This is a genomic window from Bacteroides caccae, from assembly GCF_002222615.2.
Taxonomy (GTDB): domain Bacteria; phylum Bacteroidota; class Bacteroidia; order Bacteroidales; family Bacteroidaceae; genus Bacteroides; species Bacteroides caccae.
The window spans coordinates 3,347,427-3,360,828 of sequence record NZ_CP022412.2; the positions used below are offsets into that span (position 1 = coordinate 3,347,427).

Consider the following 13,402-nt stretch of genomic DNA (forward strand, 5'->3'; position numbering starts at 1 on the left):
ATTAAATCAGCTCGATACTACGCTTTACGAAGTTATTCAAAGCTTCACCTTTCAACATATTGTTTTGCAACAAAGCCAAATCAATAAGTTGACGAATCACTTTATTATTGCTGGCATAACCAACAAAAATAGCTTCTTTTTTACTTTTCAGATCATCCCATTTCTTATCCAAATCATTCAATTCGTCTTTTTCAGAGGTTGGGATATCTTCGTCCTTTTTGCCTTTTTGTTTATCTTTCAACTCATTACGTTGTTTATTGACAGCATCCATTTCCGACTGTATTGGGGCAACTTCTGCCTGGCAAGCACTTTCTTCTTCATTAAGCACTTCTTTTATTAACTTATGATCTGAATTCAATATTAAGTTGAACATATCAGGCATTTCTCCATAAAAACTCATTCCAGCCTGAATATTTGCCATTTCTTTCATACGGCGCATATATTCACTTTGGGTAATCATTACTGGAGCTGTGTTTTCTCCTAACGCTTGTGTCATAACGTTGAATTCAACCTTATCCATTTTAGGTAATTGACTCTTAAAGGCGATTGTAATAGCATCTTGTTTGCCTGCTTCCAACACTTCGCTTTTTCTATCTTCTTTTACAATAAGATTGTCAACAACATCACTATCCACACGGGTAAAACGAGATTTCTCGAATTTTTGTTCCAACATGCTTACCATAGCTACATCTAATTGACCATCCATCAACAAAACATCATAGCCTTTATTGGTAGCTGCCTCTATATAACTATATTGTTCATCCTTATTATTAGCATATAAATAAATCAGATTTCCGTCTTTGTCTGTCTGATTATCTTTAATCAAAGTTTGGTATTCTTCAAATGTGTAATGTTTACTATCCGTATCGGTGAAAAGGGCGAATTTCTGCGCTTTCTCGTAAAAATCCTCTTGAGTCAGCATACCATAATTGATAAATATTTTCAAATCATTCCACTTGTCTTCAAACTGTTTGCGGTCATTCTTAAAGATAGATTGCAAACGGTCGGAAACTTTCTTCGTGATATATGTTGATATCTTCTTCACATTCGAATCGCTTTGCAAATATGAACGGGAAACATTCAATGGTATATCCGGAGAATCTATGACCCCATGCAATAAAGTTAAAAAGTCCGGTACAATGCCTTCAACTGAATCTGTCACATACACCTGGTTGCAATATAATTGAATTTTATTCTTGTTCAGTTCAATATTACTTTTTACTTTAGGGAAATAGAGGATACCCGTTAAATGGAATGGATAATCCACATTCAGATGAATCCAGAAAAGTGGTTCATCAGACATCGGATACAACTTACTATAAAACGATTTGTAGTCCTCATCCGAAAGTTCACTTGGTTTGCGTGTCCACAAAGGAGTAGTATCATTAATGATATTATCTTCGGCTGTTTCTACTTGTTTGCCATCTTTCCATTCTTTTTTCTTTCCAAAGGCAATAGGAACAGGAAGGAAACTGCAATATTTTTTCAAAAGCTCAGATATACGGGATTCTTCAAGAAACTCTTTGCAGTCATCATCAATGTATAAGATGATATCTGAACCACGACCTGCTTTATCTACTTCTTCAATAGTAAATTCTGGGCTACCATCACAAGTCCATTTTACAGCTTGTGCACCATCTCTATACGATTTGGTGATGATTTCAACTTTCTTGGCGACCATAAATGCTGAATAGAACCCAAGTCCGAAATGACCGATAATAGCATTTGCATCATTCTTGTATTTTTCCAGGAAGTCATTAGCTCCTGAGAATGCGATTTGATTGATGTATTTTTCGATTTCTTCTGCAGTCAGACCAATACCGTGATCGGAGATAGTAATGGTGTCTTTACCTAATTCAACATGAATAGTCAAATCGCCTAGTTCACCTTTAAATTCACCAATAGAAGCGAGTGTATTTAGCTTCTGAGTGGCATCTACTGCATTGGATACTAATTCACGAAGAAAAATTTCATGGTCACTGTACAAAAACTTTTTGATGATAGGGAAAATGTTTTCTGTTGTAACCCCAATATTACCTTTTTGCATAATACGTATATTTTTAAATTTATCTATTTGATTGATTTTAGTTGATATATTTGTTCAGATAAACACAAAAAAAATGCCAGACCCTAAGGTCTGACATTATGGCATATCTTATGTGCCCTTATTGAAAATAATTCCTTTATTGAGGAGTAACGACTTTCATCTCCAAACCTCCTTTTTCTTCATTAAGAGAGACTTGAATTATATCTTTTTCTTTTAAAGAAGAAGATATGATAAGTTCAGATAATCCATCTTCCAAATATGTCTGAATTGCTCGCTTTAAAGGACGGGCACCATATTGTACGTCATACCCTTTTCCAGCAATAAATTCTTTCGCCTTATCATCAATAATAAGTTTATAACCAATAGCTTCGATTCTATCATACAATCCTTTCAGCTCAATATCAATAATCTTCGTAATAGCTTCCAAGGAAAGTTGGTCAAATGTTATGATTTCATCTACACGGTTGATAAATTCGGGCGCGAATGATTTATTCAAAGCTTTCTGTATGACACTTCGCGAAAATTCTTTGTCATCCAGACGGCTTTGTGTTGCAAATCCGACCCCGCGACCAAAATCTTTCAACTGACGGGTTCCAATATTGGAAGTCATAATAATAACCGTATTTTTAAAATCTACCATTCTGCCATAACTGTCAGTTAGGCGACCTTCATCCATTACTTGAAGAAGGAGATTAAACACATCGGGATGTGCTTTCTCTATTTCATCAAGCAGGACGATAGAATATGGTTTACGACGCACTTTTTCTGTTAATTGTCCGCCTTCTTCATATCCTACATATCCCGGAGGTGCTCCAACCAGACGTGATACGGTAAACTTCTCCATATACTCACTCATATCTATACGAATCAACGCATCAGAAGAACCAAACATATATTTAGCTAATTCTTTGGCCAAATGAGTCTTACCAACTCCTGTCGGGCCTAAGAACATAAACGTACCAATCGGCTTGTTCGGATCTTTAAGCCCCACACGACTTCGGAGAATTGCTTTTACCAACTTTTCGATAGCGGTATCTTGTGCTATAACCTTAGACTGCAAGTCTTCTTTCATACCAGCAAGTTTGATTCCTTCTGCCTGCGCCATACGCTGCACAGGAATGCCTGACATCATTGATATAACATTGGCTATTTCTTCTGCATCGACAGTTTGCCTATTTTCTTTCAAGTTGGCTTCCCATTCTTTTTTCATCTCATCCAGTTGGGAGGAGAGCTCTTTTTCTTTATCGCGGAAACTGGCGGCGAGTTCGAAATTCTGTGATTTTACAGCTTCATTTTTCTTGCTCTTGGCTTCTTCTATTAACTTCTCTTGTTCTTCTATTTCTTTTGGAACATTGATATTCGTAAGATGTACACGTGAGCCTGCTTCGTCCAAAGCATCAATAGCCTTGTCGGGGAAATTACGGTCTGTAATGTAACGATCTGTCAACTTGACACAAGCTTCTAATGCCTCGTCTGTGTAGTACACATTATGATGATCCTCGTACTTGTCTTTAATATTGCGTAATATTTGAAGAGTTTCTCCAGCAGTGGTAGGCTCTACCATTACTTTTTGAAAACGACGTTCCAAAGCACCATCCTTCTCAATATTTTTACGATATTCATCAAGGGTTGTAGCACCAATGCACTGTATTTCTCCTCTTGCCAATGCTGGTTTTAGCATATTCGCCGCATCCATAGAGCCTGCGGCAGAACCTGCGCCTACAATGGTATGAATCTCATCAATGAATAAAATCACATTAGGGTTTCTCTGTAATTCATTGAGAATAGAACGAATACGTTCTTCAAACTGTCCGCGGTATTTGGTCCCCGCGACGACAGCAGTCATATCAAGAGCTACCACTCGTTTATCAAAGAGAATCCGTGAAACTTTCTTCTGAATGATTCTTAGAGCAAGACCTTCAACAATAGCTGATTTACCTACGCCGGGTTCTCCGATCAGAATTGGATTATTCTTTTTACGACGGCTTAAAATCTGCGCCAGGCGTTCTATTTCTCTTTCTCTGCCAACAACAGGATCCAACCGGCCTTCTTCTGCCGCTTTTGTCATATCAGTGCCGAAATTATCCAATACCGGCGTATCGTTAGACGGCTTTTTTGAAGCGGTTTGCGCTTGTTGCTGATGTTCTTCGGCATTACCTCTGCCACCGGAGCGTGATGAAGACATTTCTTCTTCGTCATCATCGTCTTCAGTAAAACCCATACCGGAATTAATATCCGGTTGCAATGTAGCTTGTTCCAATACTTTCACGTAATTTACATTATTTGATTCAAGTACGGAAGCTGCCATATTATTTTTCTCTCTTAAGATTGCCAACAAAACATGTTCTGTGTCAGCGATGTTACTTTTCATTCCACGTGCTTCTAATATACACATTTTTAATATTTTCGCCGCATCATTAGACAACGGCACCTCTGTATCGGGCAATAGCATATCATCAGCTTCTGCCTTCAACTGAGCTTCAATCTGCTGCTTTATCGCAGCTAAATTGGTGTTGAGTTTAGACAATATCTCGATAGCTTTTCCTTCACCGTCGCGGAGCATTCCCAGAAGCAGGTGTTCAGGGCCTATATACCTACTTCTCAATCGATTAGCTTCTTCTTTACTATAGACGATAATGTCGGAAACTCTTTGTGAGAATTGATTATTCATACTTCTTCCTTTTCTTCTAAGGGTTATTTACTGGCAAATATACGCATTAAATCAGGTTTGTATTGCAATATTTGCTTTATTTCTTATATCTACAAATGGCGTGCCATAAAAACAGTGTATTTGTATTATATATATAAGGTATAACAAATATCAGACTATTTATTACTGTTATTAGCCTTGTTTTATTTCTAATATTTATTGTTTTTCTCATTTTGTTTTCGTATTTTAAAGTTTAGCTAAAGATCCTACAAGGAAAGCTTTAGGATGTCTATGAGAAGAATAAAACTTTCTTCCTAAAAACTTTCGTATATCGGGGAAAAGTAGTACTTTAGCGTGGTTTTTCACAAACCGTAGAATGTATAATTAATAATCATTTTAAATGCTTGAACAAGACAGAATTATAAAGATTAACATCGAGGAGGAAATGAAGTCATCGTACATTGACTACTCCATGTCGGTCATTGTTTCACGTGCCCTTCCGGATGTTAGAGATGGATTTAAGCCCGTTCACCGTAGAATTCTATACGGAATGATGGAACTGGGTAATACTTCAGATAAACCTTATAAAAAATCAGCCAGAATCGTGGGTGAGGTACTGGGTAAGTATCACCCTCATGGAGATTCTTCTGTTTATTTTGCAATGGTGCGTATGGCTCAGGAATGGGCAATGCGTTATCCCTTGGTAGATGGACAAGGTAACTTTGGTTCTGTGGATGGTGATAGCCCTGCTGCTATGCGTTATACAGAAGCACGTCTTAATAAGTTGGGTGAAGCAATGATGGATGACCTGTACAAGGAAACCGTTGATTTTGAGCCTAACTTTGATAATACGTTGGTAGAACCCAAAGTAATGCCGACGCGTATCCCAAATCTTCTTGTGAATGGAGCATCTGGTATTGCAGTAGGAATGGCTACTAATATGCCCCCGCACAACCTTGTGGAAGTAATTGAGGCATGTGACGCATATATCGATAATCCGGAGATTACTGTAGAAGAGTTGATGAACTTTGTTAAAGCGCCGGATTTCCCTACAGGTGGGTATATATATGGTGTAAGTGGGGTACGTGAAGCATATCTGACAGGTCGTGGACGTGTGATCATGCGTGCTAAAGCTGAAATTGAAATAGGACAGACACATGACAAAATCGTAATCACTGAGATTCCTTATAATGTAAACAAGGCAGAATTGATTAAGTATATAGCTGATCTTGTTAATGATAAAAGAATAGAAGGAATTTCGAATGCCAACGATGAGTCTGACCGTGAAGGTATGCGTATTGTTATCGATGTGAAACGTGATGCAAATGCTAGCGTAGTGCTGAATAAGCTCTATAAAATGACTGCTTTACAGACATCTTTTGGTGTAAACAATGTTGCATTGGTTCATGGGCGTCCTAAAACATTAAATTTAAGAGACCTAATTAAATATTTCATAGAGCATCGTCATGAGGTTGTTATTCGTCGTACTGAATTCGATCTTCGCAAGGCGAGAGAACGTGCACATATTCTTGAAGGCTTAATTATTGCTTCTGATAATATTGATGAAGTAATCCGTATTATTCGTGCTGCTAAAACTCCTAATGATGCCATTGCTGGCTTAATAGAACGATTCAACCTGACAGAAATTCAGTCCCGTGCAATTGTAGAAATGCGTTTGCGTCAGTTGACAGGTCTTATGCAAGATCAACTTCATGCAGAGTACGAAGAAATAATGAAGCAAATCGCTTATTTGGAAAGTATTTTGGCTGATGATGAAGTATGCCGCAAGGTAATGAAAGATGAATTGTTAGAGGTTAAAGCCAAGTATGGTGATGAACGTCGTTCTGAGATAGTTTATTCTTCAGAAGAATTTAACCCGGAAGACTTCTATGCTGATGATCAGATGATTATTACAATTTCTCATATGGGTTATATCAAACGTACCCCATTAACCGAATTCCGTGCACAAAATCGTGGTGGAGTAGGTTCAAAGGGGACAGAAACTCGTGATGAAGACTTTGTTGAGCACATTTATCCGGCTACAATGCATAACACTATGATGTTCTTTACACAAAAAGGTAAGTGTTACTGGCTGAAAGTATACGAGATACCTGAAGGTACAAAGAATTCCAAAGGACGCGCTATTCAGAATTTGCTAAATATCGATTCAGATGATAATGTAACTGCATACTTGCGTGTGAAGAACTTAGATGATTCAGAATTTATCAATAATCATTATGTATTGTTCTGTACCAAGAAAGGTGTAATCAAAAAGACGTTACTTGAGCAATATTCTCGTCCTCGTCAGAATGGTGTAAATGCTATTACTATTCGTGAAGATGACAGCGTAATCGAAGTTCGTATGACAAACGGTAACAATGAGATCATTATTGCTAATCGTAACGGACGTGCTATTCGCTTCCATGAAGCTGCTGTGCGTGTAATGGGACGTACTGCAACAGGTGTACGTGGCATAACATTGGATAATGATGGACAGGATGAAGTAGTTGGAATGATTTGTATCAAAGATTTGGAAACAGAATCTGTAATGGTTGTTTCTGAACAGGGATATGGTAAACGTTCTGAAATAGAAGATTATCGTAAAACCAATCGTGGAGGTAAAGGTGTAAAAACTATGAATATTACCGAAAAGACTGGTAAACTGGTAACAATCAAATCTGTAACTGATGAAAATGACTTGATGATTATCAATAAATCTGGTATCACAATCCGTCTAAAAGTAGCAGATGTCCGTATTATGGGACGTGCAACTCAAGGTGTCCGTCTGATTAATCTTGAGAAACGTAACGACCAAATAGGCTCGGTATGTAAAGTAATGACAGAAAGTCTTGAAGATGAAATTCCTGCTGAGGAAAAAGAAGGAACAATTATAAGTGATCCTAATGCAGATACACCGAATGCTGAAGACGTCACGGACGTAAATGAAAGTAATAACGATATTGAAGAATAGACATAATATTAATAATTAATCAAACAACAATCATGAAAAGAGTATTATTTTCGATGGTTTTATTGATGGCTGTTAGCTTCTCATTTGCTCAGATGAAGAATGTAAAAGAAGCAAAAAGCATTGCCAATGATGTGAAACCTAATTTTAAGCAAGCTGAACAGCTGATTGAAGAGGCTATGAAGAATCCTGAAACTAAGGATCTTGCTGACACATGGGACGTTGCTGGATTTATTCAGAAGCGTATCAACGAAGAGCAAATGAAAAATGCTTTTCTGAAAAAACCGTACGATACATTAAAAGTATACAACAGTATTTTGAAGATGTATGAGTACTATAATAAATGCGACGATTTGGCTCAGGTACCTAATGAAAAAGGTAAGATTAAAAACAAATATCGTAAAGCAAATGCTTCTAGTATGTTGGCTGAACGCCCTAATTTGATTAATGGTGGTATCCAATATTTCAATTTGGATAAGAATAAGGAAGCATTAAAATTTTTCGCTACTTATGTAGAATCAGCTTCTTATCCGATGTTGGCTGATAAAGAGTTAGCTAAAAATGATACACTTCTTCCTCAAATTGCATATTATGCAACATTAGCGGCTGATAGAGTAGGCGATAAAGATGCTATTATCAAGTACGCTCCTTCAGCATTGTCTGATAAAGATGGAGGTAAGTTTGCTATGCAGTTAATGGCAGATGCTTATAAAGCTAAAGGTGATACTGCTGCATGGATTAAATCTTTGGAAGAAGGTATTCTTAAGTTTCCAGGAAATGATTATTTCTTTGCAAATCTAGTTGATTATTATAATACTTCTAATCAAGCTTCTAAAGCAATGGAATTTGCTGATAAGATGTTAACTAATGATCCTAATAATAAGTTATATTTATATGTGAAGGCATATCTTTATCATAATATGAAAGAGTATGATAATGCAATCGAATACTACAAAAAAGCTATTGCTGCTGATCCGGAATATGCAGAAGCTTATTCTAATGTAGGTTTAGTGTATCTGATGAAAGCACAAGATTATGCAGATAAAGCAACAACAGATATCAATGATCCTAAGTATGCTGAAGCTCAAGCGGCAGTGAAGAAATTCTATGAAGAAGCAAAGCCCTTCTATGAAAAAGCTAGAGCTTTAAAACCTGACCAGAAAGATTTATGGTTGCAAGGTCTTTACCGTGTATACTATAATTTGAATATGGGTCCGGAATTCGAAGAAATTGATAAGATGATGAAATAATATATTTCTTTGATGAAGAAAAAGAAGGTTACACAAAAGTTGCCTTCTTTTTTTATGCTTTTTAAAAATATGAGTTCATTAAGAAACAGCAAAAGGGAGCAAAGTTTATTTATTGCTCCCTTTTGCTATTAAACATAATGTTGATTATTCCACTGTTTAAAACACTAAAATTCTATTTCTTTTGATCATCCGTTCATAACAAGTAACGGCGTATCTGAATGAAAAATCATCTTACGAGCAATACTTGGATTGAATAATCGAGCGAATATATTTCTTTTGTATGAAGTCAATGCGATTATATCTATTTGATTATCTTTGATATATTGTTCAAGTCCTTTTAGTAGATTATCACTCATTACGACATCATAATGGATTTCAAGCCCTGGGTATTGCTTGTGAAAATATTCTTTTATGCCAACAAGTTTTATTTCATTCCACGTATCTTTTGATTCAGCAAGATGTATCAAAGATACTGAAAAATGAAATGACTTCCAACTATTGAAAAATGCATCAAAAGCTATTAAATCTCTTTGATCGAAATTAGTTATAAAAGCGATCTGTTTTACCTCACTGAATTGTTTGAATGGTGTATTCTCCGGAATAGCTAATACGGCTGTACGATTTCGGTCAATAACCTCAGCAGTTACACTGCCAATCAGATCTATATCTTTTTGATTTTTTCCTCGTGTCCCCATAATGATGAGTTTAGGACGTTGCTCTTTAGCGTATCTCAATATTTCTTCTTCTGGAATGCCTTCACGTAAAATACAGCTATATTTGACATCTGGAAATTCCCCCGATTCAACTTTATCTTTTATTTTATCAGATAAAGCTTTGAGATCAGAATGAACTTTGTGAATAATTGTTTTTACAGATTCTTCATCTCCAATTTGATAGTTGAATACATCTCCGTATGGCAATGACGATGCATATATAGGTGTAAAATATACATGCAACAAAATAATCTCTGCGTTCTCTGTTTTAGCTAGGTTGAAGGCAAATTCACATGCTTTCATCGAATAACTAGAGAAATCGACCGGAATTAAAATCTTATTTGATTTTTCTCCTTTTTTTGTTTCCTTCTCTCCTACTATACTTTCCGATAGCCAAGCAGAGCTTTCTGTGATTTTCAGTGCATGCGGTAGATCGCTTTCCTTAATTCGTAAGCGTACTCCAGAGGATACAACAGGCTGTATTTGGTTCACATTATGAATGTATGTCTCAATACCTTCATTTTCAAGTACATTTTTTAGAATCTGAGCTTTGGTATATGTCAGAATTGCTAGAGTTACTAATTTGTCTTCCATAATTGATACATTTTGAAGGTGAACAAATAAGAAATCCCAATTGTTTAACGCAATTGGGATTTCTGTTTGCTATATTTTAAACTTGCACAGATTCGGTAGCCTGTTCTTTTTGCATACTCATATTCAATTCATCTAGAATCTTTAAAGCCCGATCGAGAACTGTTGTATCGTCTAACATAACAAGCCCACCATCTGGACCGGGCTCAAGATGTATTCCGACACTTTTTCCCTCCTTGAAATTATGGCCTCCGAAAAAGTTTCGCACAGTATCTACGTGTAAACCAAGTTCGTCTGCTATTCGATGCATGCTACCGCTGGGCAATGAATCTTTAATCTTACGAAGTTCATTAAATGTTATTGTTCTCATGTCTCATAAATTTAATGGTTAGTACTATGTGATTTTTTATCACGCTATAAACTTAAGCAAAAAAAAAGATAAAACAAATTATTTGCTTATCTTTTTTTTCAAAATTGATAAAATCTATTAATACCTTTTATATCACTTCAATAGCAGAAGCTGGGACCCATCCTACTTTTCCATCTTCTAAGTGAATTTCTTTCCATTCTTTCATAGAATTGTCTTTGACGTTTACCTTTCTTCCTTCATGAAGAATAAATAAACTAGTACCACTTTCACTTGGAGTACTTCGCACTGTGACACTCGGATTCATAACTATCGCTTCGTTACGGTTTACCAAATTTTCTTTTTGTTGTGAAGCAAAAAGATTAGAGCATACTGTGATTATTAAAAAGATAATCCCTGAAATGAAGCCTATCTTTTTCCACATAATCTGTTTTGAAAATATAAAGAAGTAGAGAGATACTATCAGTAGAATGAAAGAAACAATTCCCCATGTGGCCCATGCATCTACACTCATACAATTAATCAAAGACTTAGTCCATGAGATAAAAAAGACTTCAGGAGTAGGTTCTACTTTATCTATTGTTTTGGCACGTGCTACTTCGAGATTAGCACGGATGTCGCTATTTCCCGGTTGCAAAAGCAAGGCACGTTCGTAATTAAGAACCGCCTTTGCTATTTCACCTATTTTATAATAACTATTTCCGAGGTTATAATAAACTTCAGATGCTTCTCTATTCTTTAGTAATGCTTCGTATATTTGAATGGCAGCCGCATAATCTTCTTTTATATATGCGGAATCTCCTTTAGTTTTTGTCACATCTTCCAATTTGTTATCAAGAAGTGTATGTGTATCGACATGGATAGAATCAGCTTCGTTTATTTGTCTGGGTTCAATGCTCAGTGAATCTTGCGCGAAGCAAGTTACCGACATTGATAAGAATATAAAAAATAATATTTTTTTCATGACACAATCTCTTCTAAGTTAATGTTTTATTGAATTCTCCATTTTGCTTATCACTTCTATTGAAGATGAATAAACTTTATCCATTGCCTGATTTTCATCTCCCGGAGCAAAACGGGCAAATTCACAGTCATTCAATGCATTCAGGAATTCCTTAATTAGCTCTTCACTCACTCCATGATTTCTCAATTTTTCCTCAATATTATCTTTAGACAAACGGGATACCGGAATATTCAGTTTATCACTGATATAGCCCCACAATGCTTTCAAAACTTCATCATAGAAAGCATCTTTCTTATTTTCAGAAAGCAGTTTACCAGCCAGCTTCATACGTTTTATTGCTACTTTATTAGCCTTCTTCGTTCTCATCTTCGCTACATTGGCATTCTCTGCTGCTTGTTTGCGATAAATTATAAAGAAAAGAATAAAGGCAAGAGCCGGAATAATATAGAATAGCCAGTACGACATTGAACCATAGAAGAAGCTTCCTTTAGGTTGAAAAGTCACTTCGTTTTGTTTAATATAGCGAATATCTTCACCCAAGACTTTCAAATCCTCCTTATTGGTGAAGTTAGCAATAACTTGATCTGCATTTCCTGCACCTTTCTCTACGTTTATTACATAATCTTCTGTATTCAGAGTTTTATAAGATTTGGAACGGATATCGAAATAACTAAAAGATACACCCGGAATTTTATATGTTCCGGCATGTCTAGGGATTGCTAAATATTCAATGACTTTATTCCCAGTAAGCCCTTCTTTTGTTAATCTCACCTGATTATCAACTTTAGGATCGTACACTTCAAAATCATCTGGAAATTTGATTTCCGGATTGGAAATAAGTTTCAGATTACCCGTTCCGGAAATCACTAATTTAATAGTTATTGCATCATTCGTTTTTAACTCCTTACTGTTGATAGAAGAAGAAATGTTGAACTCTCCTACTCCACCTAAGAAGTTTGTCGGTTTACCAGCCGGAAGTGGATTAACATTGATGGCTATTTTAGGAGTTGTGATAGGCTTCTTAATCTCTATAACATTGTTTCCTCCATTAAAAAAAGCATCAAAAGGATCGGCTGACTGTACTGGTTTATTTACCGTCATTTGGAACTGTGCAGGCTCTATAAATAGTTTGCCCGACTGTTGTGGAAAGAGCACGAATTGGCGATAAACAGTTGTATAGTAGTTACGACCTTTATAATGCTCAGGTGTCCATCGAGCATTTGTAGTCATTTCGATTTCCTGTGAATGAAAACCCTTGAAGTCAGGTAACTTGGCATTATTAAGCTGTAAGTTAGATTCTCTGGTATATATTTTATATGTCAATACGAACGCTTCCTGCTCATAAACATTTGTCTTACTTGCAGTTGCTGTAATAAACAAATCTTGGTTAGATACACTTGCATTCGATGAAGGCTGTATGGAAGAACTATTATCATTATTCCTCCTGCTACTATTATGATTTTGATCTTGTGGCAATACTTTTATTTTCACTGAGTTAGATATCATTTGATTACCGTCAGCTACTATTGAAGCACCAGGAACAGTAAACTCACCAGCAGTATTGGCCATCAATATATAAGTGAAAGTAATACTACTAGTAGATGATACACTACCATTCACAATCTGAGTACTACTTTGTTCTGATCGGCTTGGCCCCATTAAAACATCAAATCCTTTGATAGAAGGAGCACGAAAATCTTTTACTTTCTGTGTTGTAACCGTATACGATAGCCTAAATTGATCGCCTACCACCACCACGTCCGGAGCAGAAGCAACAAACGACACTTTATCAGCGAAAGTTTGGGTGCTATATGCCATCAATGTCATTAATATAATAATTAGTTTTCTCATT

At 36.2% G+C, this 13,402-nt stretch carries 8 protein-coding genes; 2 read left to right on the top strand and 6 right to left on the bottom strand.

The window, feature by feature from the left end; genetic code table 11:
• Nucleotide 1: 1 nt before the first annotated feature.
• Together htpG and CGC64_RS13760 are read right to left on the bottom strand one after the other, a co-directional pair.
• Nucleotides 2–2,047 carry a molecular chaperone HtpG gene (htpG, locus tag CGC64_RS13755; RefSeq protein ID WP_005675814.1) on the bottom strand — a complete coding sequence of 682 codons (2,046 nt, stop codon included), beginning with the start codon at nt 2,045–2,047 and terminating at the stop codon, nt 2–4.
• A 136-nt stretch (nt 2,048–2,183) separates the two neighbouring features.
• Complete coding sequence (locus CGC64_RS13760) at nt 2,184–4,718, bottom strand: ATP-dependent Clp protease ATP-binding subunit (RefSeq protein WP_005675813.1); 2,535 nt, start codon at nt 4,716–4,718, stop codon at nt 2,184–2,186.
• Between the two features lie 379 nt (nt 4,719–5,097).
• On the opposite strand from CGC64_RS13760, the gene gyrA reads away from it, so the two are divergent.
• The gene (gene gyrA / locus CGC64_RS13765) at nt 5,098–7,668 is read left to right on the top strand and encodes a DNA gyrase subunit A (RefSeq protein WP_005675812.1); all 2,571 of its coding nucleotides are present in this window, start codon (nt 5,098–5,100) and stop codon (nt 7,666–7,668) included.
• Between the two features lie 32 nt (nt 7,669–7,700).
• Entirely contained in the window at nt 7,701–8,915 is a 1,215-nt protein-coding gene (locus CGC64_RS13770) for a tetratricopeptide repeat protein (RefSeq protein ID WP_005675811.1), read from the top strand.
• A 185-nt stretch (nt 8,916–9,100) separates the two neighbouring features.
• Here CGC64_RS13770 and CGC64_RS13775 read toward each other — a convergent pair whose 3' ends face one another.
• The 4 genes from CGC64_RS13775 to CGC64_RS13790 all read right to left on the bottom strand — a co-directional run bounded on the left by CGC64_RS13775 (nt 9,101) and on the right by CGC64_RS13790 (nt 13,401).
• Nucleotides 9,101–10,222: a universal stress protein gene (locus CGC64_RS13775; protein ID WP_005675810.1), complete on the bottom strand. Its 1,122-nt coding sequence runs from the start codon at nt 10,220–10,222 to the stop codon at nt 9,101–9,103.
• Between the two features lie 76 nt (nt 10,223–10,298).
• Nucleotides 10,299–10,589, bottom strand: a complete 291-nt coding sequence (locus CGC64_RS13780) for a hypothetical protein (protein ID WP_004295969.1) — start codon at nt 10,587–10,589, stop codon at nt 10,299–10,301.
• A gap of 127 nt (nt 10,590–10,716) precedes the next feature.
• Nucleotides 10,717–11,550: a tetratricopeptide repeat protein gene (locus CGC64_RS13785; RefSeq protein WP_005675809.1), complete on the bottom strand. Its 834-nt coding sequence runs from the start codon at nt 11,548–11,550 to the stop codon at nt 10,717–10,719.
• A gap of 18 nt (nt 11,551–11,568) precedes the next feature.
• Entirely contained in the window at nt 11,569–13,401 is a 1,833-nt protein-coding gene (locus CGC64_RS13790; RefSeq protein ID WP_005675808.1) for a BatD family protein, read from the bottom strand.
• Between the last annotated feature and the right edge of the window lies 1 nt (nt 13,402).